The 24,196-nt window shown below is 60.2% G+C and carries 25 protein-coding genes; 16 read left to right on the forward strand and 9 right to left on the reverse strand.

What is annotated here, in order from left to right:
- Window positions 1-45 precede the first annotated feature (45 nt).
- Window positions 46-891 (reverse strand): DNA-binding protein, encoded by an 846-nt coding sequence (locus V6657_RS27995; RefSeq protein ID WP_012435602.1) that lies wholly within the window; start codon window positions 889-891, stop codon window positions 46-48.
- Window positions 892-1,504: 613 nt separating this feature from the next.
- Here V6657_RS27995 and V6657_RS28000 point away from each other — a divergent pair.
- Genes V6657_RS28000 through V6657_RS28015 form a run of 4 tightly spaced genes read left to right on the forward strand, consistent with a single transcriptional unit; the run spans window position 1,505 to window position 5,526 of the window.
- A complete protein-coding gene (locus tag V6657_RS28000; RefSeq protein ID WP_249262879.1) occupies window positions 1,505-1,933 on the forward strand; it encodes a hypothetical protein in 429 nt (142 codons plus the stop codon).
- Complete coding sequence (locus V6657_RS28005) at window positions 1,930-3,906, forward strand: DDE-type integrase/transposase/recombinase (protein ID WP_024542519.1); 1,977 nt, start codon at window positions 1,930-1,932, stop codon at window positions 3,904-3,906. Before V6657_RS28000 ends, V6657_RS28005 begins: the two co-directional genes overlap by 4 nt.
- Window positions 3,907-3,932: 26 nt before the next feature.
- Window positions 3,933-4,910: an ATP-binding protein gene (locus V6657_RS28010; RefSeq protein ID WP_012435599.1), complete on the forward strand. Its 978-nt coding sequence runs from the start codon at window positions 3,933-3,935 to the stop codon at window positions 4,908-4,910.
- Window positions 4,911-4,953: 43 nt separating this feature from the next.
- Complete coding sequence (locus V6657_RS28015; protein ID WP_225694714.1) at window positions 4,954-5,526, forward strand: TniQ family protein; 573 nt, start codon at window positions 4,954-4,956, stop codon at window positions 5,524-5,526.
- A 120-nt stretch (window positions 5,527-5,646) separates the two neighbouring features.
- On the opposite strand, the gene V6657_RS28020 is transcribed toward V6657_RS28015, so the two are convergent.
- A complete protein-coding gene (locus tag V6657_RS28020) occupies window positions 5,647-6,462 on the reverse strand; it encodes a LysR substrate-binding domain-containing protein (protein WP_012435597.1) in 816 nt (271 codons plus the stop codon).
- A gap of 1,001 nt (window positions 6,463-7,463) precedes the next feature.
- Here V6657_RS28020 and V6657_RS28025 point away from each other — a divergent pair.
- From V6657_RS28025 to V6657_RS28055, 7 genes are all read left to right on the forward strand, one after another.
- Complete coding sequence (locus V6657_RS28025; protein ID WP_248694779.1) at window positions 7,464-8,219, forward strand: class I SAM-dependent methyltransferase; 756 nt, start codon at window positions 7,464-7,466, stop codon at window positions 8,217-8,219.
- 69 nt (window positions 8,220-8,288) lie between these two features.
- Window positions 8,289-8,738: a GtrA family protein gene (locus V6657_RS28030; protein WP_012435594.1), complete on the forward strand. Its 450-nt coding sequence runs from the start codon at window positions 8,289-8,291 to the stop codon at window positions 8,736-8,738.
- Between the two features lie 78 nt (window positions 8,739-8,816).
- A complete protein-coding gene (locus V6657_RS28035) occupies window positions 8,817-9,224 on the forward strand; it encodes a hypothetical protein (RefSeq protein ID WP_012435593.1) in 408 nt (135 codons plus the stop codon).
- A 318-nt stretch (window positions 9,225-9,542) separates the two neighbouring features.
- Window positions 9,543-9,830, forward strand: coding sequence for a hypothetical protein (locus V6657_RS28040; RefSeq protein WP_012435592.1), 288 nt, complete (start codon window positions 9,543-9,545; stop codon window positions 9,828-9,830).
- A 41-nt stretch (window positions 9,831-9,871) separates the two neighbouring features.
- Window positions 9,872-10,162, forward strand: coding sequence for an IS66 family insertion sequence element accessory protein TnpB (gene tnpB, locus V6657_RS28045; protein WP_004633551.1), 291 nt, complete (start codon window positions 9,872-9,874; stop codon window positions 10,160-10,162).
- A gap of 62 nt (window positions 10,163-10,224) precedes the next feature.
- Window positions 10,225-11,754 carry an IS66 family transposase gene (locus tag V6657_RS28050; RefSeq protein WP_009238807.1) on the forward strand — a complete coding sequence of 510 codons (1,530 nt, stop codon included), beginning with the start codon at window positions 10,225-10,227 and terminating at the stop codon, window positions 11,752-11,754.
- 30 nt (window positions 11,755-11,784) lie between these two features.
- The gene (locus V6657_RS28055) at window positions 11,785-12,039 is read left to right on the forward strand and encodes a nicotinamide mononucleotide transporter (RefSeq protein WP_004635277.1); all 255 of its coding nucleotides are present in this window, start codon (window positions 11,785-11,787) and stop codon (window positions 12,037-12,039) included.
- Window positions 12,040-12,066: 27 nt separating this feature from the next.
- Here V6657_RS28055 and V6657_RS28060 read toward each other — a convergent pair whose 3' ends face one another.
- The 3 genes from V6657_RS28060 to V6657_RS28070 all read right to left on the reverse strand — a co-directional run bounded on the left by V6657_RS28060 (window position 12,067) and on the right by V6657_RS28070 (window position 15,576).
- On the reverse strand, window positions 12,067-12,480 hold the full coding sequence (locus V6657_RS28060; protein ID WP_004635279.1) for a CzcE family metal-binding protein: 414 nt from the start codon (window positions 12,478-12,480) through the stop codon (window positions 12,067-12,069).
- Between the two features lie 173 nt (window positions 12,481-12,653).
- Window positions 12,654-13,574, reverse strand: coding sequence for a copper resistance protein B (locus tag V6657_RS28065; RefSeq protein WP_024542531.1), 921 nt, complete (start codon window positions 13,572-13,574; stop codon window positions 12,654-12,656).
- A gap of 22 nt (window positions 13,575-13,596) precedes the next feature.
- Window positions 13,597-15,576: a copper resistance system multicopper oxidase gene (locus V6657_RS28070; RefSeq protein ID WP_004635283.1), complete on the reverse strand. Its 1,980-nt coding sequence runs from the start codon at window positions 15,574-15,576 to the stop codon at window positions 13,597-13,599.
- A 176-nt stretch (window positions 15,577-15,752) separates the two neighbouring features.
- Here V6657_RS28070 and V6657_RS28075 point away from each other — a divergent pair, with 176 nt between their 5' ends.
- The 5 genes from V6657_RS28075 to V6657_RS28095 all read left to right on the forward strand — a co-directional run bounded on the left by V6657_RS28075 (window position 15,753) and on the right by V6657_RS28095 (window position 20,915).
- Window positions 15,753-18,041 carry a copper-translocating P-type ATPase gene (locus V6657_RS28075; protein ID WP_012435844.1) on the forward strand — a complete coding sequence of 763 codons (2,289 nt, stop codon included), beginning with the start codon at window positions 15,753-15,755 and terminating at the stop codon, window positions 18,039-18,041.
- An 83-nt stretch (window positions 18,042-18,124) separates the two neighbouring features.
- Window positions 18,125-19,033: a DUF6662 family protein gene (locus V6657_RS28080; protein WP_004635287.1), complete on the forward strand. Its 909-nt coding sequence runs from the start codon at window positions 18,125-18,127 to the stop codon at window positions 19,031-19,033.
- A gap of 27 nt (window positions 19,034-19,060) precedes the next feature.
- Window positions 19,061-19,582, forward strand: coding sequence for an FMN-binding protein (locus V6657_RS28085; protein WP_004635288.1), 522 nt, complete (start codon window positions 19,061-19,063; stop codon window positions 19,580-19,582).
- Window positions 19,583-19,659: 77 nt separating this feature from the next.
- The gene (locus V6657_RS28090; protein WP_238500925.1) at window positions 19,660-20,427 is read left to right on the forward strand and encodes an FAD:protein FMN transferase; all 768 of its coding nucleotides are present in this window, start codon (window positions 19,660-19,662) and stop codon (window positions 20,425-20,427) included.
- Complete coding sequence (locus V6657_RS28095; protein WP_004635293.1) at window positions 20,424-20,915, forward strand: hypothetical protein; 492 nt, start codon at window positions 20,424-20,426, stop codon at window positions 20,913-20,915. Before V6657_RS28090 ends, V6657_RS28095 begins: the two co-directional genes overlap by 4 nt.
- A gap of 126 nt (window positions 20,916-21,041) precedes the next feature.
- Here V6657_RS28095 and V6657_RS28100 read toward each other — a convergent pair whose 3' ends face one another.
- From V6657_RS28100 to V6657_RS28115, 4 genes are all read right to left on the reverse strand, one after another.
- Window positions 21,042-21,275 (reverse strand): hypothetical protein, encoded by a 234-nt coding sequence (locus tag V6657_RS28100; protein WP_004635296.1) that lies wholly within the window; start codon window positions 21,273-21,275, stop codon window positions 21,042-21,044.
- A gap of 131 nt (window positions 21,276-21,406) precedes the next feature.
- Window positions 21,407-21,733: a four-helix bundle copper-binding protein gene (locus V6657_RS28105; RefSeq protein ID WP_004635299.1), complete on the reverse strand. Its 327-nt coding sequence runs from the start codon at window positions 21,731-21,733 to the stop codon at window positions 21,407-21,409.
- Between the two features lie 228 nt (window positions 21,734-21,961).
- On the reverse strand, window positions 21,962-23,332 hold the full coding sequence (locus tag V6657_RS28110) for a heavy metal sensor histidine kinase (protein WP_012435842.1): 1,371 nt from the start codon (window positions 23,330-23,332) through the stop codon (window positions 21,962-21,964).
- A complete protein-coding gene (locus V6657_RS28115) occupies window positions 23,332-24,018 on the reverse strand; it encodes a heavy metal response regulator transcription factor (protein ID WP_009241638.1) in 687 nt (228 codons plus the stop codon). Before V6657_RS28115 ends, V6657_RS28110 begins: the two co-directional genes overlap by 1 nt.
- Between the last annotated feature and the right edge of the window lie 178 nt (window positions 24,019-24,196).

Here is a 24,196-nt window from a genome sequence, read left to right on the forward strand (position 1 = left end):
TGCAGAGGGGGGCCGTGCCGCCCAGTGGGTAGGTAAGCGGCGTTGCTACGCCCCCTTGCGCCGTGAGTTTGGTTTGCTCGGCGGTTGACCGGTCTGCTGATCTGGTGCCGACTCTGGTGTCGGCTTCGCGGCCTCAATTTGCTCGCGCAGCATTCGCAACTCGGCCTGGGCACCGGCCTCAAGACCGACGACCTCGGTTAGTTTCTCGCGGGTGCGCTCATGCGCGGCCTGCGCTTCAGCCAGTTGGGCACGCACCTGGTGCTCGCGCGATTCGGCGTTGGCCAAGCGCTCGTTGGCCTGGATTCGGGCGATGTCAGCAGCTTCACGCTGCGCATCGGCGACGGCGGCTGTGCGATCGGCAGCGACCCGGGCGGCCTGTTCCGCCGCCAGTTGGGCGCGCAGTTCGCTCAGTTCGCGCTCCAAGTGTGGCAGCGCTTCCAGGCGCAACTCCACTTGCGCGAGCGCCCGACGAACGGCGGCGAGTTCGCCGCGCTCCCGCTCCGACTCTGCATTCAAGCGTTCGATCTCTGCTGCCTGCTCGGCCGCCTTGCCGGCAAGCTTGTCGCGCTCTGTCGCAACCTGCTGCAGCTCCTGCGTCAGGGCGTCGCGTTCAGCTTCCAGAGCCTCGCCAGTGCTGGCCAGCACCGCGTTTTCACTCATGACCTGCGCCAGTGCGGCCTCGGCGTCGGCCGCGGCGTCCTCGGCCACCCGCGAAAACTCGGTGCCCAGTGCGGCCAGCAGGCGGGGGTTCGGATCGCCAATCTTGCGCGCGGCAGGCTTTTGTTGACCCTGCCAAGTAACCAGATGGCGGTGGATGGTGTTCATGCTGCCAGTGCCCAGCCGCTCGCGCACTGCGCTTAGCGTCGGCTTGATTTGCTCGGCGTAGAACAAAATAAAAATGTCACTACGGTTTGGCGAAACTGAGCCAACGCGGGCTCTGTAGTGACAATTTTAATTACGTTGAAAGCGAGGCAATAGCGTCAATAGGCGTAAGCCCGCATTAAATTTGTCAATTGGCATCCTAGACTTCCACTCCCTTCGTAAGGCCTTGATCTTATGGGGAAAAGTCAGTCCTTCGATAGCCCGGTCCCGATCCCGCGACCTCGCGGAGCGCATCGGCGTAGAACAAAATAAAAATGTCACTACGGTTTGGCGAAACTGAGCCAACGCGGGCTCTGTAGTGACAATTTTAATTACGTTGAAAGCGAGGCAATAGCGTCAATAGGCGTAAGCCCGCATTAAATTTGTCAATTGGCATCCTAGACTTCCACTCCCTTCGTAAGGCCTTGATCTTATGGGGAAAAGTCAGTCCTTCGATAGCCCGATCCCGATCCCGCGACCTCGCGGAGCGCATCGGCTCGAGGCCTTCAGCCTCAAATTGGGGCGCCGGGTGTCGTTCTATCGGTGTGCGGCTCTCGATCAATGGCTGAGGCTGGAGGCCGATCCCGACGTTCAGCGTTTTTGCGAAAGGCCTGGGTTCATCCTAGTGGGCGGACAGCGACACTTGGCCGAGTTCTGGGTCCGTTATGAAACTCGGGACGAGTTGGTGTTGCTCTCAGAGTCAGACGACGAGGGCATGGTCGTCGACAAAGGGCGCCAACTGGACGACTCAGAGATCGATATTCGTGTGGTGCCGCCGGCAGAACTCGCTGCATCCCGAGTCTGGATCGACAACTGGCAACGGATGTTACCCACGATCGTGGCCAATCGCGGCTTGCCAGCGGCGAGTCTGCTGACAGCGATCCGGCGCTTTGCGACAGCTGAGCCGAGGCAACTCCTGACCATTGAGCGCGAGTACGCCACAGGCGATCCCGTTCTGGTTCGCACCGCGGTGTATGAGTTATTGCGCACGGGCAAGCTCTCGGCACCGACCTTGCATACGGAAGCGTTGTCGCTGCTCACACTGTTCTCGGCACCGGGAGGACAGTCCTGATGCGCCGCAAACCGGAGCTCCAGCATCTCGACCTCGCGTCCTGGCCGTCAGTTGCATGGACGGAGCTCACGGAGGGGCGTCAGCAGCGGGTACGCATGGCGACTGCCGCCATCGAGCGCTATGCACGAGGCGACGCTATCGACGAAATTGAACTGTCCACCGGTATCGATCGTCGCCAACTATATCGGTGGTTGTATCGTGCGTTGCAGACACACCCCGATGGACGGATCTGGGGCTTTCGCGCCGTCATTCCCAATGTGCGGATTGCCGAATACGCGCGCGTTGCCCCTATCGTCGTCCAGGGGCAGACCGGCAGTCGCGGTACGGCCGGGGCGATATCGCAAATCTTCGAGAGCCATCCCGCCTTGGTGACGTGGCTTCGGGCTCAGATTCGGCAACGCAAGGTCGTGCTGCATCAGGTCAGCACGGATGGCAAGCTCAAGACGCGCCTGCGCGGCCTGAAAGCCCTGCATGAGGAGTTCCTGAAGCAATGTCGGTCGCTCGGTCTGAAGGCGACGGACTACCCGCTCTGTATGGACTATTTGGCAATCCGCTCGTTGTCCAACCGGCTCAAGGCGGAAATGCTGCGCTCCTTCGGCCAAGCTGCGCGCGCGGCGGGCGCCTCTCACCTCAAAGGCTTGCCCCTGCAGGACGGACATGCCGTATCGCCCGCGGCCGTGCGCCCCTATCAGGTCGTGGAATTCGACGGGCACCGTCTGGATGTTCGGCTCAAGGTGGTGGTACGTGACCCTTTGGGTTTTGAGCACGAGTTCGAAATGGAGCGCATCTGGCTGCTGGTCATCATCGACGTTTGCACTCGCGCGATCCTGGGTTATCACGTCGTGCTCGCGCGCGAGTACAGCCGTCATGACGTGATCAAGACGATGGAGAAGGCACTGGAGCCTCATCGCCCCATGACCTTCACCCTTCCCAATCTCGCGTACTCCAAGCACGATGGCCTGCCGTCGCAAAAACTGCCCGAGCTCGCCTACGCTTGCTGGGAGTGGATCAAGCTCGACAACGCCAAAGCAAATCTTGCCAACGACACGCTCAGTGCCTTGTGCGAGTTCGTGGGTTGCATTGTCGATGCGGGCCCTTATCACCACCCGGACGAGCGCCCCTACATTGAGCGTTTCTTTGCGACCATTGCGCAAGAGATGTCGTCGCGTCTGCCTGGCTACACCGGATCGCATCCGCGTGACCTTCGGCGTGCGCTGTCCGATCCGAAGGGCAATCTCCGCTTGTACCTGTCCTCCGATGAGCTGACGGAACTCGTCGAATATGCCATCGCCAGTTACAACGGTACACCGCACAGCGGGCTGAACAACATCACGCCTCTGGAGGCCATGGAGCGGTTGATCCGTGTCAAGCAGAGCATGCTCTCCTGGTTGGCCGAGCATCGGCGTCGCACGCTGTGCCTGATGCAAACCGCGTCGAGGCACACGGTGCGTGCCTACTTGCACCAAGGTGTGCGTCCTCACATCAACCTGCACGGTGTGCGCTACACCAGCACAACCCTGGCAGCGGCGACGCATCTGATCGGTACGAAGCTGCTTGTCTATTCCAACGTCGAAGACCTGCGCGGCGTACGGGCGTTTCTCGCGGATGGAGCCGAGTTGGGGCCATTGCAGGCGCAGGGCGCGTGGGGCCTGGTGCCCCACGATTTGCGGCTGCGCAAAGAGATCCTGAAATGGCGTAAGAAGCGCGGCATGCGCAAAGGGATGGAAGGCAACGTGATCGAGGCGTTCGTCCAAGAGAAGCTGGCGCACGCCAAACACACACGCAAAGCCGCCACGGATCTCGCGCACGTCATCCGTGTTTTGTCGACTGCGCCGACGATCTACACGCCTTTGCGACCCACCGTACCCATTTCTGCGCCGCTTTCCAATGCCGTCGCTGACGATTCACCATCGCCGCCGCCAGCGCCCGGTGTACCACGCCGCCTCACGATTGGTACGGGACTGATTTCCTAGGCGGGCCGCCCGCAAGGAGGACCACCATGTCTGTCGAACGCCCCCGCCCGGTTGATCCGGCTACGCACCCTCTGGTCACTGGCAATTACCGGATCGCCACGGCAGCGATCCAGGATTTTTATGAACTGGTGACACGGTGCCTGCGGTACCGTGTTCCTGGGGCGCTGATCTACGGACCCTCACGCATTGGCAAGACCCGGGCGATCGAATACATACGGCTCCTGCTCGCCCGCAACTACCCCAAAATCTCCACCTTCCACGCGCAGTGCGAGCACAAGCCCAAGCATGCGGAGGGCCCCTTTCTGTCGAACCTGCTGGAGGCCGTCGGCTATCCCGAGCCGCAGACGGGAACCAACACGGCCAAGCGGTTCCGGCTGACCCATAAGCTGCGGGAGGCGGCGGCCCGAGCGGGCAGCGGAACGATTCTCCTGTTTTGCGATGAGGCACAGCGCTACAACGTCAATGAGTACGAGTGGCTGCGCGACATTCACGATACGCTCGATCGGCAGCAGATCAGGCTGTACACCTTCCTGGTCGGCCAGGAGGAGTTGCTGGCCAAGAAGGAATCGCTGCAGGCGGCAGGGGCCACGCAGATCATCGCGCGCCTCATGGTCGAAGAGTTGCCGTTCTATGGGATACGCGATGCTGATGATGTCGCGACTTGCTTGCTCGGCTATGACGAAACCTGTTACCCGGAGGCGAGCGCTTGGACCTTCACGCGGTTTTACGTCCCCGAGGCATTCGACACCAACTACCGGCTTGTCAACGACGCGACCGTGCTCTGGGAGGCCTTCAGCGCGGCGCATCACAAGGCGAGCCTCCCCTACAAGATGGAAATCCCGATGGAATATTTCGTGCGCGCTGTTGAGATTGTCCTGAAAGATAGCGAGACCCGGGACGCACCGGGTTACAGCCCAGCGCCAGCATTGTGGGCATACGCCGTGCAACAGTGTGGTTACGTCCAATCGCGCCATGCGACCGGGCATATCATCGCCGCTGCGTAGCTCCCGGAAGAATCGATTCCCGATTCTATCGTTTGACGAGAGCGTGCTTTCGCCCGCGCTAGGCTACACCTTCGACCCGAAATGGGTCGACCCGTGCGAGTCGCTGATTTCCATTCTTTGGAAATTCGCGCAGGCCAATCAGCTTTCGGGGCATGTTGTGGTGCGTCATGCCGCCTTGTCCTTGCACGCCGATCCCTATTCCGGCGTTTTACCGGTGCACGATGCGATCAATATCGCCGCCTTGCGCAAGACCTTGCACCTGCCGGCCAAGATACTTCTCGGATCGGTCCTCGATGCTTTTCCTTACCGCCAGTACGACGAGCGTTTTCGATTTTGCCGCAAGTGTTTGGGGCGTGGATACCACAGTCCCCTCCATCAGTTGCAGAGCGAGTCCACATGCCCGGCGCATCAGACGCCACTCGAGATCGGTTGCCGACGCTGCGGCTACGAGCCGCTCTGCTTGCTCAAAGCTCGTTTTCTGGAAACCCCGTTTCGATGCGACTACTGTGGTGCCCCCTACAGTTACAAGACGTATTCGACACTACGATCGGAGAAGATGTGCAAAGATGACAGAGTTGCAATGCGTCGGCGATACTTTGAAAGGACATACGGCTAGACTGGGCGCATTTGGATCACGGCGGCGTCACTCGCGTGATTGCCGTGGAGTCGAAAAATTGCTCCATCACGCTGGAAATACTGAGTCCCGGCCCCCGGTTGGGCGTCGGGCGAGGCGCGCTCATGCGTGAAGTTCAGCGACGATGCGCTCGGCGAGAAAATCGCAGGGTGGTCGGTTTGACGTGACGCTTCGGGCGAGGACGATTTCAAGCGTGCCAATCTCAGGCAGGCCGTGTGCGGGCCCGAGCAGCGTAAAGTCAGATGGCACAGCACACCGCGCGAGCGGGGTGATGGCGAGGCCAGTTCGGGCCATCGTCAGCAGGCCAAGCAGACTCGGGCTCTCATAGGAAGTTCGATACACGATTTTTGCGCGCTCGAGACTGTGGATCGCCTTCTCGCGTGCGACGCTTCCCGGTAGGAACACGGCAATTGGTAGCGGCCGCTCACGCCAGATGTCAGTGGCGCCGGGCGCTGCGGCCCACACCATCGGCTCGTGCCGCAAGAACTCGCCGGTCAGCCCTTTCACCCGCGTCGCGCAGACGAGATCCACCGTGCCGTCGCGCAACATCGGGGCGAGCGCGACGCTGGGCAGGCCGGTCACCTGGATCTCGACCTTCGGATAGGTGGCCGAGAACTTCTTGAGAATCGGCGGAAACAGCGACGACGCGTAATCGTCCGGTACGCCGATCACCACGCGGCCAGTCACGTCCGGCCGGACGACCGCCGCCCATGCCTCATCGCGCAGCGCAATGATCCGGCGCGCGTGTGCCAGCAGCACCTCGCCGTCCTGCGTCGGCACCACGCTGCGCGGCTTGCGCACGAACAGCGCTTTGCCAAGGGCCGATTCCAGCGTCTTGATCTGCATGCTCACCGCCGATTGCGAGCGGTGCACGAGATCTGCCGCCCGGCTGATCGTGCCCGTAAAGGACAAGGACATTTGTTGAGAGGGCTGCACCCCAACCCTCAGCGTGCTGCCGGCAAAAACATCGCCGCAAGAACTGGCAGGAGACACTGCGCATATTTTTCTGATGCAGTGGGATTCCACCGAGTGCCGCGCATGCTCTGCATGCGTTGAGAGGCCAAGTTTTGGCGCGCCAGACCATGAGTTGATCGCATGCTTGCGCCTTCAGTATGCGCAAGGTGATTCGAGGTGGTAAGCATGCGGAGAGCAAGCACCATTCTCCGGCTGCATTCTTGTAATCCACCCGTAACTCTACGGTCAGGTTGACTTTCCTAGACTGCGGCTCCGTGATCGTCCATTGATGGTGCCCGTGAAGTTGCTGCGCGTTTTTTCGCTCTGGCTGGTACTAGTTGCGCTGCCCTCACAGGGCATGGGCGCCGGTATTCCTGCCGACTGCGAACGCGCGCATGCTGTAATCAAGAAATCGCGGAGCATTCAGCATAAGCGCCTCTCCGTGGCTACACGTACCAGCCATAAGCATTGCCACGACCACCATGGCAAAGCAGGACCTGCTCGTTATGACGACCGGTGCAAGCTATGTCCGTCTTGCGAGGAGGCTCCGCAGTATGCAGTGCCCGCGCGACTGACCATGTCCAGTTGTCGGCCGACAGCGCGAACACATTCGTCGTCTAGCGCCCAATTTCTTAGTTTCATCCCAGAGCTCCTCCTACGGCCTCCGCGCCTGGTTTCCTGACACGCATCACTGCTGACGTCTGACAGCCTTCGCTTTTGTAAGGGAGGCACGCGGCCACAGCGGTAAGACCCGTGAGCGTGTCCCGGCACGCAACCAGGGAAATTGAGTGTTCCGTCAGCGAGCAATCAAGGCGCGGTGAATAGCGCTGTTGTTCGCTGCGTAGGAGTTTGCCGTGCATATCTGTGTAAATTGCCATGCGCCTCTGAGGCCTTTTGCTTGGTCGTGCAATGCCTGCGGCTGGAGAGCCGCCGTCCATGACGGAGTCGCTTGCTTGGCGCCCGAAATGCTTCAGGACAACGACGGCTTCCACGAGCCGCTGTTCGACGAATACCAAAAGCTTCAAGCCGAGCACTTTTGGTTCGTGTATCGCCGAAAGTTAATCGTGTGGGCGCTGCAACGTTATTTCCCGCGGCTTCAGTCCTTCTTGGAGATTGGCTGCGGCACAGCAGAGAATCTCGCTGCGATTGCAGACCGGTTCCCACATGCTGAGGTATGCGGTGGGGAGCCTTCGCTGCATGCGCTGCAAATGGCGCGCCGCCATTGCACAGCGAAGTTCTTGCAAATGGACGCGCGCGCGATCCCTTTTGTCGAAGCATTCGACGTGGTCAGCGCCTTTGATGTGATCGAGCATATCGATGATGACCGACTCGCCCTGCGCGAGATGTACAAGGCGTGCCGGCGCGGAGGTGGGCTGATCTTGACGGTGCCTCAGCATCCTTCTCTCTGGAGTCGCGTGGACGACGCGGCCAAACACAAGCGTCGTTATACGCGTAAGGATCTCGTGGAGAAGCTGCGGGCCACCGGGTTCCGTCCGCTCTACGTCAATTCCTTCATGTCGCTGCTGTTACCCGTCATGGTTATTTCGCGCGTGCACCAGAAGATTGCGCGGACCGATCTGGAGGTTGACGAGGGTTTCCGCATCGGAAAGACACTCAATCGGCTGTTTTCGACCGTCTGCGACGTTGAATATCGCTTGTTGACCCGCAGCTTGCCATTTCCCGCCGGTGGTTCGCTGCTCGCTGTCGCGGTCAAGGAGTGATATGGCCATTCAAGGCACTGAAACCAGTCATTCGCACCTGCGCTGATGCGCCTTGGAGAAAAGGCCGGCATGACCGATCGACGAATCTTCTACAGATATCTGCTGAGTGGCGGTGCTTCCACCGCCACTCACTATCTGGCGCTGTACATTTTGGTCCACTCCGGTACCACCCCCGTGGTGGGATCGACCCTAGGTGCGATCTTCGGGCTCGTGCTCAATTTCACGGTTAGTCGGCGATGGGTGTTCGGCGCCCCCGCCAAGGTCGGTGCGACACTCTCGCGCTTCCTCCTTGTGTGGGTGCTGGCATTGCTGTTCAACGCCTGGATGCTGGCGGTCCTGTTCGCTGCGGGCCTGCACTATTTGGTTGCACAGGTGATCTCAACCGGGATCTTGGTTCTGATCAATTTCAATCTGCATCGCAGGTGGACATTTTCCGTTGCACAAGCAGCACCTGCAGTTGTGGACGCCTCAAACTGCAAGGCTGGTGCTTGGCGTACACAGCAAAAACCTGATAGCTAACCCTCTTTCACGCCAACTCAGGCATTTGGCTGTGCGGGTACGACGCGCTCAAGGTCCCGCCCACTAGGAGACTATTGCATGAAAAAAAACGCTTTGATATCGGTGTTGGCCGTGGCTGCCAGCTTTCCGACGGTGGCCAAAGGCTTCGTCCTGCATCTTGAGCACGGATTCGACGCCCACAACCCCGTCGTAATCTTGGGGGGTACACAACCCTTTCCCACAAATGCGGAGGAGTTTGACGTATCTGCGCCGCGTGGCGTCATTCTGACCAAAGTACTTTCCTATCAGCAACGCTACATCATGCGGCTGGTCAACCGGGGAAGTGCTTCTGTAGCCCTACGTCTGGACGTCAAGGATGCTAGCAGCGTTAAGACCCTGCCGGGAACGCAACCGATCAATTTGGTCTTGGATGCAGGCGAAACAAGGGAGCTGGCGATGGAAGCGTGGACGCCGATGACTGTGGTGGTAAGCGCGGCAGCGCAGTAAGTATCTCGCCCGCTGGTACGCCAGCCAAGCTGGCGTCATTTGCTGCCCAAAAGCCAGAAAAGGGGCATGCAATCTGCCATTGTTCAGCAGAATGCGTGTCGGCTTCCTCAAGCAATCTAGCGAGCCTGACCGCAACGACCGGATTTACCGTGAACGGTAAGCACCCGGTGAACCCGTCTTGAAGGGGACCCGCGTAGCAAGGAGCATCGTGTCCATCTAGTTCTAGGTGGACACGTGGACACTATCGAAGAGAGCGCGCCAATACGGCGCCGACGTCGGCATAGCGCCGAGTTCAAGGCCAAGGCAGTGCAGGAGTGCATGCAGCCGGGTGTTTCGATCGCGGCGATAGCCCTGCACCATCGCCTCAATGCGAATCTGCTGCGGCGCTGGGTCGCCGAGCAGGAAGCAAAGAATGGCGCGCCTGAGGACCGCGAGTTGATGAGGGTGCCGCAAGGCGAGTTCATCCCGTTGCGGATCGGCGAGCCGACCACTGCCGTGCCGGACATCCAGATCGAAGTCCGCCGTGGCGCGACGACGATCAGTCTTCGCTGGCCGGGATCGGCCGCAGCGCAGTGCGCCCAGTGGCTGCAAGGGTGGTTGCGTTGATTCGGGTGGACGCGATCTGGTTGGCCGTGGAGCCGCTGGACATGCGCGCCGGTACCGAAACGATCCTCGCGCGGGTCGTCAAGGTGTTCGGCGCGGCACGCCCCCACCACGCCTACCTGTTTGCCAATAAGAGTTCGACGCGCATGAAGGTGCTGGTCTACGACGGCTTCGGCATCTGGCTGGCCGCGCGGCGCCTCAACAAGGGGCGCTTCATCTGGACGAACGGCGACCAGGCGATCGCCACGGCGCTCAATCCCGAGCAATTGCGTGCGCTGGTGACGGGGCTGCCTTGGCAGACGCTCACCCACGACCACGCGATCACGGTCGTGTAATACCCCCAAAGCCGTAAACTGGCTTCCTTCCAGAGGACTTGGGGTTCTGGCAGACTCGCCGCATGAACCTACCCACCAACCTCGATGCCCTGAGCCCGGACGAACTGCGCACACTGGCTGCGCAGTTGATGGCCCAGGTCGGCGAGAAGGACCGGGAGTTGCGGTACCGGCAAGCCAAGATCGACCAGCTCACACACGAGCTGGCCATCCACAAGCGCTGGAAGTTCGGCAAGCGCAGCGAGCAACTGACATCTGAACAGGCGAGTCTGCTGGACGAAGCCATTGACGCAGACCTCGAGGCGATTGAGACCGAACTGGAAGCGCTCCTGCCGTCGTCCAAATCTGAAGCCAAGAGCAAGCCCAAGCGCCAGGCATTGCCGCCGCAGTTGCCGCGCACCGACATCCACCACGAGCCGGACGCAGAGACCTGCACCTGTGGGTGTGCGCTCAAGCGCATTGGCGAAGACATCAGCGAGAAGCTGGACTACACGCCGGGCACGTTCACCGTGGAGCGTCACATCCGCGGCAAATGGGTGTGCGATCAGTGTGAGACGCTGGTGCAGACGCCGGTGCCACCCCACGTCATCGACAAAGGCATCCCGACGGCCGGACTGCTGGCACATACGCTGGTGTCCAAGTTCGGCGACCACCTTCCCCTGTATCGGCAGGAGCGCATCTATGCGCGCGCCGGTCTGGCCATCCCGCAATCGACACTGGGCGCGTGGGTGGGCATCTGTGGCGTGCGTCTGCAACCGCTGGTGGACGCCCTGCAAGAAGAGGTTCTGAGCCACGGTGTTCTGCACGCCGACGAAACGCCAGTGCAGATGCTCGCGCCCGGCAATGGCAAGACGCACCGCGCCTACCTGTGGGCCTATGCGCCGAGCGAGTTCGAGAAGATGCGCGCGGTGATTTACCAGTTTGCGCCCAGCCGCAGCGGCGAGCACGCTCGCGCGTTCCTGGGGCAGTGGCAAGGCAAGCTGGTATGTGATGACTTCGCCGGCTACAAGGCCAGCTTCGACGGTGGCGTCACTGAGATCGGTTGCATGGCCCATTCGCGGCGCAAGTTCTTTGAACTGCACGACAAGCACAAGAGCGAATTGGCGGGCCAGGCACTGCGCTACATGGTGAGCTTGTACGAGATCGAGGCGCAAGTGCGGGATGCTGAGCCAGACCAGCGCCTGGCAGCGCGGCAACAAAGGGCTGGCCCGATTCTAGAGCGGCTGCACGCCTGGCTCGAGGAACAGCGACGCCGCGTCCCAGACGGCTCGGCGATCGCGCGGGCCATTGACTACAGCCTCAAGCGGTGGCCGGCTCTCGTGCGTTACCTCGACGACCCGACGGTGCCCATCGACAACAACCACGTCGAGCGACAGATCCGGCCGGTTGCCCTGGGTCGCTCCAATTGGTTGTTTGCAGGCTCACTGCGCGCCGGTCAACGCGCGGCTGCCGTCATGAGCCTGATCCAATCGGCCAAGCTCAACGGGCACGATCCCTACGCCTATCTGAAAGACGTCCTCACGCGACTGCCGACCCACAAGGCGGCCGACATCGCCGAACTGCTCCCGCATCGCTGGACGCCCAGCGCCACCTAGCTGGCAAGACGGGTTCACCGGGTGCTTACCGTGAACGCACTGCAACTCTTCGTCATCCTGGCCGGCTTGACCGGTCAGCTCCTTATTGCGAGGAAGGATCCGCGCGGCTATCTCGCTTGGATCGCCGGTAACATCGGACTGGTGTTCGTCTACTTGGAGACCAAGCAATTTGCCTTGATTGCACTGCAATTCATCAATACAGCAATCCAGGTTGCCGCCCTGATCGCTTGGGGACGGGGGAGGCGGCGCAGCGACACCAGCCCCGCACGACCGAGTGAGTCGTAACGGGACCGAAGTGAACGAACGAAAGTCCTAACTGCCTGTGAGCCACTTGCTGCGCGCAATGATGACGCGCACACCCTTAGCGTCGGGCACATCCGGCAGCAGAACGCCCAAATCGACCGAAGTACTCTGCATTGCTTCGATGAACGTCCATGCTTGCGTCCCAGTCCCCGCCGAAAAAGCGACGGTTTCACCGGATTCGACGTTGATGTATTTCATTCCTGGCTTAACTGTCAAAGTGCGTGCAGCCAGCGACACTGGCGCGGGCGAGCCGAAGAGCAACGCCGTCCTGTTCACATCCGGTTGAGTTGCTGACGGGCTTTGCCGCACATGTTCGATCCAATTGTCCCCGCCGTCGCCACGGAATTTGTCTGAGGCCCATGCCGCCGAACTGCCTGCGAAGAGGACTGCGAGCATGAGCGGAACAAGTCGATTGCGATTCATCGTTTTCTCCTGGAACGTGACTGATGTCAAGCATTCTAGAGAGGCAATCCTCTCGCTTCGATGACCCGCAAATTACGTCTTGGTAAGACGTTCATGCCGACGGCGCGATCGGGAAACCGCGATGCTGAGCTATATAGCAAAGCGCCCAGAGCGCAGCCTGACAGGCTCCTGGTTCAAAACCACCATCGTATTCCAGCCACGATCTGCTTGTTTACGGCGTCTTGCCCCGCCGCTCGCGCAAACTCTGCGCTCCTTCCCAGTTTCCTGCTCCAAACCACGCCAATGTACGGAGCGAAGTCGCGCCGAAGTTCGTATCGCAGTCGCAAGCCGAGGCGAACATCGGCCAGCCCGCGGCCAATCTCGCGCGCCTGGTCGGTCTTCGAGTAGACGTTGGCTTCGATTTCGGGAGTGAGGGCACTTCGCTGCGAGAGGCGGACATCGTAGGTAGCACGCACACGGGCCGCAAGACGCCCGCCATTACTGACGTACAGGGTCGCTTCGACATCGAACGAGTATGGCGCGAGCCCTTGCACTCCAAAGGCAGCCCACGTACGTGTTGGTCCACCACCGAAGTCGCGGCGAACGCCTGCCTGCCAATCCCAAAATGTGGCAAATGCATGACCCCACAACGCTTCAACTTTGGCGTCTGCGGTTTGACCGAACAGTCGCTCGCCCTCGGTCTTCAACCATAGTCGGTCAAGATCCTTACCGAACCAGCCTTGCATGTCCCATGCCCATCCCGTCGCGTCGCGAGTGCGTACCGTCTCGAGCCGATCGAGCAGAAACTGATGATAGACATCGTTGTCGACCATGGTGTCGCCCGGCACGGCGATGCCTCGGCTGGGATTCTGCATTGGCACGCGGGGTTCGTCACTGGGGGTGATCACATTGACGCCTTCCTCTTGGGAAGGTAAGTCGGGCTTTTGTGTTGCAAGTACCTGCGCTTCTTGCCCATGGGCCTGAGACGGTGTGCCGTGTGGCGTCTGCGGCATGCCTGGCGTGGGCGCCTCAGACGTGTGGGCGCCTGCAAGCCGCACGGTGAGCAATAAGGCTGCGGCAACCAAACGCAGCCGTCCCTTCACTCCTGGCAACATGACGCGCTCCTTTGTCCAAGGGTCAGGCCACAACCACCTTGCGGAACATACCGGCTTCCATGTGGTACAGCAGATGACAATGAAATGCCCACTGGCCCGGGGCATCCGCAGTTACGAGGAAACTGATCTGCTTGGATGGTTGAACGTTGATGGTGTGCTTACGGACGAGCGCTTGACGCTCCGTGTTTTCAAGCTCGCTGAACATCCCGTGCAGGTGCATAGGGTGATTCATCATGGTGTCATTAACGAGAGTGATCCGCAGCCGTTCGCCGTAGTACAGACGGATCGGCTCGGCCTCCGAGAACCTTTTGCCATCGAATCCCCAGATGAACCGTCGCATGTTGCCGGTCAGATGCAACACGATCTCGCGGCCCGGAGGCCGATCGTCATAGGGCTGGCCCAGCGTTCGCAAGTCTGCGTAGGTCAAAACCCTCCGGCCATTTTGGCGCAATCTCGGCCCAGGGTCTGCGAGCGACTTGGAAGGGTTCATCGACCGCATGTCGACTTCGGGGCCGCCGTGCATACCCAGCATCGTCATTGGGTGGGAATGCTCGGGCTTACCATCGTGGGACATCGACATGGAGGGTTTCATGCCGGCCATGCCTTCATCGCCGGACTGCAGTCGCATGCCTGGCATGGCGTCGGCCGCGGTTTCGCCCCCCGCCTGCATAGAGTGGCCGAGGGGGGAATGGATGCCGTTGTCCTGAGTTTCCATCGTTTCATTGGGTGGCCCGCTGGTCATAGACATTCCGTTCATGTTCATGTCCATGCCCATGTCAGCCATGGTCAGCCAGGTTTTGGGGTCCATAATAGGAATCGCGGCCCGCATGCCGTGCTTCGGCGCGAGGGTGGCACGTGCATATCCGCTGCGGTCCATCGCCTGTGCAAATATGGTGTATGCCTCATTCCGGGGCATCTGCACCAACACATCGTAGGTCTCCGCTACACCAATCCGAAACTCGTCGACGTTCACGGGTTCGACATCTTGTCCGTCCGCCGCACAAACTCGCATGGTCAGGCCCGGGATGCGAACATCAAACGTTGTGGTGGCCGATCCATTGATGAAGCGCAAACGTACGTATTCGCCTGCCTCCGCGATAGCTGTCCAGTTAGTGAAGGGTGTGGCGCCATTGACCAAGTAGCAGTAGGTTGCAGCAGAGACATCGGCGAGGTCCGTGGGATTCATGCGCATCTGGTTCCACATACGCCGTCGAGCCAGTGCTTTTGAGAGGCCCGCCGCCCTGACGTCGGCCACAAAATCAGTGACCGTCGGTAATTGGAAATTGTAAAAATCACTCGACTGCTTCAAGTGAAGGAAGACGTTTTCAGGATCTTCGTCAGTCCAATCACTCAGCATAACGACGTAGTCCCTGTCGCTAGGTATGGGGGCCGGCCTTTGTGGCTCGATCACCAATGGGCCATAGAGGCCGAGTTGCTCCTGAAAGCGGGTGTGGCTGTGGTACCAGTATGTACCGGCCTGTCGGACCTTGAATTTGTAGACGAAGGTCTGGTGAGCAGGAATGCCGGGAAAGGACACGCCAGGCACGCCATCCATGGCAAACGGAACGAGGATGCCATGCCAGTGGATCGAAGTTTGCGTGGCCAGTGTGTTGGTGACCCGCAGCGTTACCTCGGAACCTTGTTTCCAACGCAGGATGGGCGCAGGAATTGATCCGTTTACCGTAAGCGCGTACCGTAAATGCCCCGTGAAATTGACGGGTGTGCGCCCAATTGTCAGAGCGAATTCGGTTCCGGACAGGTCAGTTGAACGATCCTGGCTTTGCAGCCCCGAAGCAGGCGTGCCGATACCGGCCCCCGTTGCCGCCAAGCCCGCCCCAGCCATTTGGCGTAGAAATTTGCGCCGCAGCGCCAAGTCGATTGAAGTGTTGTCGCCCACGATCCTTGCTCCCGTTGGAAGGTTGTGCCCCTGCGTCACGAACGCGAGGAGGACCTCCATAGCAATCCCCGGGGAGTCGTTCAGCATGAGACAGTCGTTCAGCATGAGACGTGCCCGGAATTCGCATGGACCTGCACCGCAGACCAAGCTCGTGGCCACAGAAGCACGTCCCTTGTGAATCCATTGATACCGTCATTGCGGACCGTTGTCCTCGGGGTGGTTGATCGCTATGCTGACCACGACACTGCCACGTGCCAGTTTTTTCCAACAGGATGCCGAGCATGAGCCGCCAGCACAGCCACAGAGAAGCCGCCTCCCCGCGACAAAGCGCCGATACGGCGCACGACCACAATGAGCCCACGCAACCCCACGCACACCACTGCAATGTGCATGGTCACCATGCTCACTCGGCAGGCGCGCCGCGGGCTGTCCCGGGCGACGAGGCAAGTGTTTCACCACCGGCATCCGCGTCCACGATTTACACCTGTCCAATGCATCCTGAGATCCGCCAGGATCATCCCGGCACGTGTCCTAAATGCGGCATGACGCTGGAGCCGATCATGCCGGCGGGGGAGGAGGAAGAGAATGCGGAGCTCATGGATTTCCGGCGACGCTTCTGGATAAGCTTGCCATTGACCGCGATGGTCTTTGTGCTGGCCATGGCTGGATATCGTCTCATTCCCCTAAATCCAGCATGGAAGAACTGGCTCGAGTTGGTGCTTGCCACGCCGGCCGTGCTTTGGGCTGGCTTGCCATTCTTCGAGCGCTGTGTGCAATCCTTCTTGCACCGCAGCCCGAACATGTGGACGCTTATCGGGCTGGGGACGAGCGCGGCCTATCTCTATAGCGTAGTCGCGACAGTCGCACCGGACGTATTCCCCTCGACCTTCGCGGCGAGCGGCCGGGTGGAAGTGTATTTTGAAGCGGCAGCCGTAATCATTTCGCTGACCCTGCTGGGGCAAATGCTCGAGCTGAAGGCCCGCTCACAGACATCGGCCGCCATCAAGTCCCTACTGGGCCTTGCCCCCAAAACAGCCAGGCGCATCGACGCGGACGGCAGTGAAGAAGATGTTCCGATTGCCCATGTCCATGTGGGCGATTTGCTGCGTGTGCGGCCCGGTGAAAAGGTGCCCGTGGATGGTGTCGTGGTCGAGGGCGCGAGCGCGCTCGACGAGTCGATGATCACCGGTGAGCCGATTCCAGTCTCCAAACGCGCGGGTGACCACGTCATCGGTGCAACCCTGAACACCTCGGGTGCGCTTGTGGTCCGGTCCGAGAAAGTGGGCGCGCAGACCGTTTTGTCGCAGATCGTGCAAATGGTCGCGCAAGCGCAGCGCTCCAAGGCGCCGATGCAGCGAATGGCGGACAAGGTGGCAGGCGTCTTCGTCATCGGCGTGGTCGCCATCGCTGTCATGACGCTCGTCGCCTGGGGGATCTGGGGCCCCCAGCCAAGCTGGGCCCACGGCTTGATCAACGCGGTTGCTGTGCTGATCATCGCGTGCCCGTGCGCGCTCGGGCTGGCCACACCCATGTCCATCATGGTGGCCAGCGGCAAAGGGGCCGAACACGGCATTCTTTTTCGGGATGCCGCAGCAATCGAGAACCTGCGCAAGGTCGACACGCTTATTGTGGACAAGACAGGCACGTTGACCGAAGGGCGCCCCTCATTCGATCGGGCCATTGGCCTCAATGGATTTTCCGACATGGACGTCTTGCGCTTGGCGGCCAGTCTGGACCAAGGTAGTGAGCACCCCTTGGCCGCTGCGATCGTGGCGCAAGCGCGCGAACAGGGGCTCGCGCTCGAGCGGCCGGAAGATTTTGAATCCGCGTCAGGGATCGGCGTGAGAGGACACGTCGCTGGGCGAAGCCTGGCGCTCGGCAACACCTCGCTGATGCAGGCGCACGCGGTTGCTGTCGATGCCGCCTCCACCGAGGCAGACGCCATGCGAGCCCGAGGCGCCAGTGTGATGTACCTGGCGGTCGATGGGGTCCTTGCTGGCCTGCTGTCGGTTTCCGATCGCGTGAAGACGACAACACCGCAGGCCCTGACCCAACTCAGAGCCGATGGGCTTCGGATCGTGATGGCTACCGGCGACGGAAACGTGACCGCCCAATCCGTCGCAAAACAACTTGGCATTGTTGAGTTTCGCGGCGAGGTCAAGCCTGCGGATAAGCTGGCGTTGGTCGCCACACTTCAAGAACGAGGCTTGGTTGTAGCGATGGCAGGCGACGGCATCAATGATGCACCGGCGCTCGCCAAAGCCGACGTGGGTATTGCGATGGGTACCGGTACCGATGTCGCGATGAACAGCGCCCAGGTTACCCTCGTGAAAGGCGACCTGCGGGGCATTGCCCGTGCCCGCGCCTTATCCGAGGCAACGATTGCCAACATGAAGCAAAACCTCGGCTTCGCCTTCCTTTACAACGCACTGGGTGTGCCATTGGCTGCCGGCGTGCTCTATCCTTTTACCGGACTTCTGTTATCACCCATGATTGCCGCATTGGCGATGAGCTTGAGTTCGGCATCGGTGGTCGCCAATGCGCTGCGACTCCGTGCGACCCGACTCTGATCCCAGCATTCGCCGCTTCACGAGGCTATTGCGAACAATTCTCATTCTCCCTTACAATCTCCTTATTTCGGAAGGGGAGTCAAATGCAAGGTGCTACAAAAAGCACGCATTGGGGGAAGGTTTGGCTTGCTGGGGCGCTTGCCTGGCTGTGTTCCACAACTGCGCTTGCCGGCGAATCGCCGTTCGGGTGGATTTACACGGCCGACGTTATGCCCAAAGGCCGCTTCGAATTCGAGCACCAGTCTTTCCTGCAGCGGGGCCAGTCCCAAGGATCCTATAGCGGATTGCTCAACCGCGAAGAAGTCGAGTACGGCGTGACGGACAAATTCCAATTGGCCGGCTATTTCAACTGGAGCTACGTGAACGCCAATCGGAATGGTCTTGATGGCACCACGCGTGGGCCGCTGACAGATCTCGGTCCCAATGACGATCCGACTGGGCGTTACCGCAAGACTCGCTTCGAGACTGTTTCACTCGAAGCGATCTACCAACTCATGAACCCAGTGACTGATCCGATCGGCTTGGCACTGTACATCGAGCCAGAACTGGGGCCCCGTGAGCGCGATCTCGAATGGCGCATCATCTTGCAGAAGAACTGGTTGGATGATCGGCTCATTTTTGCCGCCAATATTCTCGGTGCCCATGAGCGCGACAAAACCGCCATGGGTGATATTGAGCGTGCTTCCATGCTTGATCTGACCGCCGGCGTGTCCTATCGCTTGACCGACAACCTGAGCCTGGGCATGGAGGCGCGCAACCATCGTGAATTCCAGGGGTATCGCTATAACCGTCGTGATCACTCCGCGTGGTTTCTTGGCCCCAATTTGCACTACGCCACCAAACACTGGTGGGTAACGGCCGCGTGGCGCCACCAATTGCCCGTAGTCAAAACCTACAACGAGGACCAGGCGGACGTAGTGGCAGGCAACCGTATCTTCGGTGACGAGCATGCGCGCAACGAGTTCATGGTCAAGGTGGGGTTCCCATTTTGAAGCGCGTCCATTGATACGGAGACAGACATGAAGTGGACTCCCATGGCGGCAGTGCCGCTTGCGGTGCTGGTCGTGCCCGTCCAAGCGACGGAATACCTGACAGTTCAACAGGCTCAGGCGCAGATGTTTCCTGGCGCGAGTTTTCAGGCCGTGCCTCTCCAGATTACGGACCAGATTCGCGAAACATTGAACGAGCGCTCCGGGGTACACGAGCCATTCAATGACAAGGGGGTCTGGAAAGTGTCGACTGGCGGCTGGTTCATCGTGGATCGCGTGGTGGGCAAGCATGAAAAAATCACGTATGCCGTGGCGCTCGACGCCAAGGGAGCCGTGCGCGCCGTCGATATCCTGACGTACCAGGAAACGTATGGCTATGAGGTGCGCAATGCCGACTGGCGTGCCCAGTTTGTTGGTAAGACCGCGCAGGATGCTGTGCAGCTTGGTAAAGACATCCGTAACATCAGTGGCGCGACGCTCTCATGCAAACACATCACCCAGGGAGTCAAGCGGGTGCTGGCTGTGTATGACCTCTTACTAGCCAAGATGTGATTCGTCGCTCCAAACCGCTATTGGGGACTTTCGTTGAAGTTCGCATTGACGATGTGTATCCCCAGGACTGCGCTCACTTGGCAGAAACCGCCATCGCAGCGGCGTTCTCCGTAATCGAGCAAGCCGAGGCGTTGATGAGCTTCCAGCGCTCGGATAGCGACTTGTCACGTCTGCATGCGGCGTCGGTAGGCGAAGCGGTCCGCGTTCACCCTTGGACCATGCGTGTGCTGCGCGAGGCCCAGCGCATGCACGAGCGTACCGGCGGCGTGTTCGACCCCACCGTGGCCCGCATGTTGGTGGCACACAAAATTTTGCCCCGCCCAGCGGGGCCGACGGCGGAAGTCGACGTGCGGTTTGCGGATGTAGTGATGCTCGATGAAAATCGCATTAGTAAGCGGCGCGCACTATGGTTGGATCTCGGTGGCATCGCCAAAGGCTTTGCCGTGGACATGGCTATCCTAAGTCTGCGGCGCCACAACGTTCGCAGTGGCGCCGTTTCGGCCGGAGGGGACCTGCGCGTCTTTGGCAAGCATGCACAGCCCATCCACGTACGCAGTGCCAACGCGCCCGGTCGGCTAGAACTACTCGGTCGGCTCACCAACGGGGCCGTGGCCACCAGCGGTCACTATTTCGCAGAAAGCTTCGGACTGCCCCCTGGTACAGCATCCATCCGGTCGCAACAAGCGCCGATGGAAGCGCCTTGCGCAGAGCGAACGGTCACCGTCATTGCCCCCCGCTGTATCTGGGCGGACGCACTGACCAAGGTCGCCATGCTTGCCGGTACGACGGCGCCCGCCACGGTCCGCGCGCTATCAAGCTATCACGCACACGTTGTTGCATCATGACGCAATCCTCGCATCGACATCCCCTGAAAGGGACAGGCATTCGTCTGCATCCGTATCACTATTGGGTTGCTCTCGCCGTATTGCTAGCGGTAGCGGTGTCTGGGCTGATATGGACGGTTTTGCACGATTTGCTTCAATGGGAGGACGCACCGATCGTCCGCCAGATTCTGCAGTTGCATGGCGCCTTTGCGTTCTGCAGCCTGATTCTCTTGGGTTCCATGCTGCCGCAACACATTCGCTTCGCGTGGGTTGCGCGCCGAAACCTCGTGACCGGTACGTTGACGGGAATCGTGTTCTTGTTGCTGACCATCACCGCTTATGGGCTGTATTACGGGCCCGAAGATTGGAGTGGTCTTACGAAGACTGTGCACCTTGTTCTGGGCATTGCTGCTGTTGCGGCCGTGCCCCTCCACATGTTCATTGGACGGAAGCGACACAACGGCTACCGTGCCCCCGCGAGCAAGAATGTACGGCACGAAAAAACCTGAAGCGAATCGACGAGGCAATCGTACAAGCCTGCGCAGCAAACCGCTCGGCGCGCGGGAAAGAGCCCCGGGGAGTAACCCCCGGGGAGGGGGAAGCCCGGAAAGGGGGGGCCGGGATTGAGCTTTGGTTTATTGGTGGCCACCATCCGTGTAAGGGTCACGGGTGCCCATCGAATGCGCGCCATCGGTGTAGATGTCACGCGCTGCGCGCCCACCATCGGTGTAGGGATCGCGCTTGCCCATCGCGTTAGCGCCATCGGTATATGGGTCGCGCGCGCCAGTAGCGGTCGCCGCGTTGGCGACGTTGACACCGAGGGCCAGCAACGCTGCCCCCACCAATGCGGATTTTTTCAGGATGTTCATCGCGTTTTCCTTCTTCAAGTTGAAACAAGACACTGCTATGCCAATGCAGTGTAGAAGGCTGGGGCTGACAGAAACGTGACCCTCGTATTACAAGTGCGACAGATCAGCGAGATTGATCCGGTATGCCACCTTCAATGCACGGCACGACAGGCGTCGGCGCATGTCTCGCAGGCACGCGCGCACTGCTGACAGTGCTCGTGGGAGTGCTTGGCACACTCGGCGGCGCAGGCTTGACAGATTTTCGCGCACAGCTCGCATATTGCAGTGGCTTGGGCGCTGCCTCGCGCCATCACGCCCACGGCGGCTTCGCAGATCTCAGCGCAATCGAGATCCAGCCGAATACAGGTGCTCAATGTCAGAACGTCCTTCTCGGTCAAGCAGGCGGTGGCGCAGTGCAGGCACGCCACGCGACACGCGGCGCATTCGTCGATGCAGGCTTGGAAGTGTTGGTGAGGCATTTGGGTTCTCCTTGATTGCCGACGTGCCGGAATGGCACGCTGCATGTACAGCAAGGAAAAAGCCTGGGCCTGGCCCCTGACGGGGAAGCGTTATCGCCATGTTGTGATGCACGCACAACCTTTCAAAGGCGTCATGCTCACGCAAGACTTCGGGCAGCTTGCACGACACATTGGCCGCCATAGGGGCCGACCTGACGGATGATGTCAGCGAGCGTGCCCCCCCAAAGTTCAGCAGCGGATCGGCAGCCGGACGGTGAATCGAGTGCGATCGTGCACGCGTGTGGCAGAAATGGTTCCCCCATGGGCGAGAACGATTGCTTTGGTGATAGCCAAGCCAAGGCCTGCTCCGTCCGATTCTGGGCGCGCACGCGACTTGTCTGCGCGAAAGAAGCGCTCGAAGATGAACGGCAGCACGTCGGGAGCAATCGCCTCGCCGTCGTTGTCGATCGTCACGGCGAGGCCCTCCTCGGTTGGCGTGATGGAAACGATCACACGGCCGCGCCTGGGTGTGTGCCGTATCGCATTCGACAACAGATTGCTGAAGGCGCGTCTGAGCATGAGCCGATCGCCACGCAGTTGCGCTTGTCCTTCCACTTGCAACTGCACGGCTTTGTCCTCCGCGAACGCGTCGTAAAACTCAAAGAGTGCGCGCACCTCGCCGGCAAGCTCGATCATCTCGGCACTGGGCAGCGTCAGGTTGTGCTCCATCTTGGCCAGGTAGAGCATGTCCGACACCATCCGAGCCAAACGCTGCAGCTCTTCTACGTTTGAAGCAAGGACGTCTCTGTACTTTGCAGGTTCGCGAATTTGTGAGAGAGCCACTTCGGTTTGCGTCAGCAGGTTGGTGATCGGTGTGCGTAGCTCGTGTGCGATATCGGTCGAGAAGTCGGTGAGTCGCTGGAAATCGCCCTGCAAGCGCGCGAGCATGCCGTTCAACGTCACGCCAAGATCGGCAACCTCGACCGGTACCATATCGACCGGCATCCGTTCGTCCAGGCGGTCCGCCGTCACAGACTTCGCCCGCGAAGCCATCGCGCGCAGCGGCAACAGCCCCCGCCGGGCCGCCCACCATCCAAATAGGCCGCTCGCCAGGGCGGCCAATGCGATGTAGAGCGTCAACGTCTTCCGAAACGCGCGTAGGAAATGCGCATGGATCTCAGTATTGATGCCCACCAATACATCCAGCGCACCGTCGTCGCGCAGCGGCACTTGCATATGCACCCCCCGGTATTGCTTGTCGCCCTGCTGCCAAACAAGGGCCCCGGAATGACGGCCTGCCTTGCGTAGCACGGCCAACACCTCCGCAAAGTCAAAGTCGGGGGTGGCAAACAAGGCCTGACCCTGTGGCGCCTGGACTCGCACAATCAGATCCGTGCGGTGCTGTAGCACGTCGTTGAGCCGACTAGAGACCTCGGGTGCAGAGCTACTCTCAACCACCCGGCGAATAACGTTCACGTTCTCGCCCAACGCCGTAAAGTCTTCCACTGCAAAATGCTCCTCCATGGCCAGGGCGATCAGAATGCCGAGGCCCAACAACATGGCCGCTGATGACAAGGAGAAATACGCGGTCAGCCGCGCCGTTAGTGAATGGCGCCTCATTACTCCCCGTCCTCCGGACCTTCGAGGACATAGCCCATGCCACGGACGGTATGGATCAATTTAGGTTCGAAGTTATCGTCGATTTTGGCGCGCAGGCGTCGAATGGCGACGTCGATCACGTTAGTGTCGCTGTCGAAATTCATGTCCCAGACTTGGGAGGCGATCAGGGACCGGGGCAACACCTCGCCATGACGGCGGGCTAGCAGTTCCAGCAGCGAGAACTCCTTACTGGTCAACGTGATTCGCTGACCGCCACGGGAAGCACGACGGCGAGTCAGATCCAGCACCAGGTCGGCCACCTGGATGCGTTCTGCAAGCGATGGCGCACTGCCTCGTCGAAGCAGAGTTCGAACACGCGCGAGCAATTCCGCAAATGCAAATGGTTTGACCATGTAGTCATCCGCGCCCAGCTCCAAGCCCTTGACCCGATCAGCGACGCTATCGCGCGCGGTCAGAAACAGCACCGGCACAGCCAGTTCAGTTGAGCGCAGTGCGTGCAGGATCTGCCACCCTTCGAGATCGGGCAACATCACGTCAAGAATCAAGAGGTCATAGTCGCCCGTCATTGCAAGATGTCGGCCGTCCAAGCCATTGCGGGCAAGGTCCACAACAAAGCCGGCTTCCGACAACCCCTGCTGCAAATATTCGCCGGTCTTGGATTCGTCTTCGACAACAAGGAGCTTCATGTCTGTCTCTTTATTACTTATGGCGCACGAAAAGTGCGACCGGTATCGTGTAGCGTACATGGAGCGGCATGGTTGCTGACCAACCTGACCAATATGTAATGTTTCGGTCAGGTTAAGGTAGCCTTGGAGTGATTAGGCTGCTCCTGCCGTACAAATCTCATCAGGGACTTACGCAAGG

The sequence above is a fragment of the Ralstonia sp. RRA genome, from assembly GCF_037023145.1.
Taxonomy (GTDB): domain Bacteria; phylum Pseudomonadota; class Gammaproteobacteria; order Burkholderiales; family Burkholderiaceae; genus Ralstonia.

What these genes read in the sequence shown, in the direction of transcription:
- V6657_RS28060 (WP_004635279.1), bottom strand. Translation starts at nt 12,480, where the DNA reads ATGAATCGCAATCGACTTGTTCCGCTCATGCTCGCAGTCCTCTTCGCA.
- V6657_RS28040 (WP_012435592.1), top strand. Translation starts at nt 9,543, where the DNA reads ATGCAGCCGGGTGTTTCGATCGCGGCGATAGCCCTGCACCATCGCCTC.
- V6657_RS28025 (WP_248694779.1), top strand. Translation starts at nt 7,464, where the DNA reads ATGCTTCAGGACAACGACGGCTTCCACGAGCCGCTGTTCGACGAATAC.
- V6657_RS28080 (WP_004635287.1), top strand. Translation starts at nt 18,125, where the DNA reads ATGCAAGGTGCTACAAAAAGCACGCATTGGGGGAAGGTTTGGCTTGCT.
- V6657_RS28115 (WP_009241638.1), bottom strand. Translation starts at nt 24,018, where the DNA reads ATGAAGCTCCTTGTTGTCGAAGACGAATCCAAGACCGGCGAATATTTG.
- V6657_RS28050 (WP_009238807.1), top strand. Translation starts at nt 10,225, where the DNA reads ATGAACCTACCCACCAACCTCGATGCCCTGAGCCCGGACGAACTGCGC.
- V6657_RS28075 (WP_012435844.1), top strand. Translation starts at nt 15,753, where the DNA reads ATGAGCCGCCAGCACAGCCACAGAGAAGCCGCCTCCCCGCGACAAAGC.
- V6657_RS28065 (WP_024542531.1), bottom strand. Translation starts at nt 13,574, where the DNA reads ATGTTGCCAGGAGTGAAGGGACGGCTGCGTTTGGTTGCCGCAGCCTTA.
- V6657_RS28020 (WP_012435597.1), bottom strand. Translation starts at nt 6,462, where the DNA reads ATGTCCTTGTCCTTTACGGGCACGATCAGCCGGGCGGCAGATCTCGTG.
- V6657_RS28030 (WP_012435594.1), top strand. Translation starts at nt 8,289, where the DNA reads ATGACCGATCGACGAATCTTCTACAGATATCTGCTGAGTGGCGGTGCT.
- V6657_RS28105 (WP_004635299.1), bottom strand. Translation starts at nt 21,733, where the DNA reads ATGCCTCACCAACACTTCCAAGCCTGCATCGACGAATGCGCCGCGTGT.
- V6657_RS28010 (WP_012435599.1), top strand. Translation starts at nt 3,933, where the DNA reads ATGTCTGTCGAACGCCCCCGCCCGGTTGATCCGGCTACGCACCCTCTG.
- V6657_RS28085 (WP_004635288.1), top strand. Translation starts at nt 19,061, where the DNA reads ATGAAGTGGACTCCCATGGCGGCAGTGCCGCTTGCGGTGCTGGTCGTG.
- V6657_RS28095 (WP_004635293.1), top strand. Translation starts at nt 20,424, where the DNA reads ATGACGCAATCCTCGCATCGACATCCCCTGAAAGGGACAGGCATTCGT.
- V6657_RS28100 (WP_004635296.1), bottom strand. Translation starts at nt 21,275, where the DNA reads ATGAACATCCTGAAAAAATCCGCATTGGTGGGGGCAGCGTTGCTGGCC.
- V6657_RS28110 (WP_012435842.1), bottom strand. Translation starts at nt 23,332, where the DNA reads ATGAGGCGCCATTCACTAACGGCGCGGCTGACCGCGTATTTCTCCTTG.
- tnpB (WP_004633551.1), top strand. Translation starts at nt 9,872, where the DNA reads ATGCGCGCCGGTACCGAAACGATCCTCGCGCGGGTCGTCAAGGTGTTC.
- V6657_RS28070 (WP_004635283.1), bottom strand. Translation starts at nt 15,576, where the DNA reads ATGCTGAACGACTGTCTCATGCTGAACGACTCCCCGGGGATTGCTATG.
- V6657_RS28035 (WP_012435593.1), top strand. Translation starts at nt 8,817, where the DNA reads ATGAAAAAAAACGCTTTGATATCGGTGTTGGCCGTGGCTGCCAGCTTT.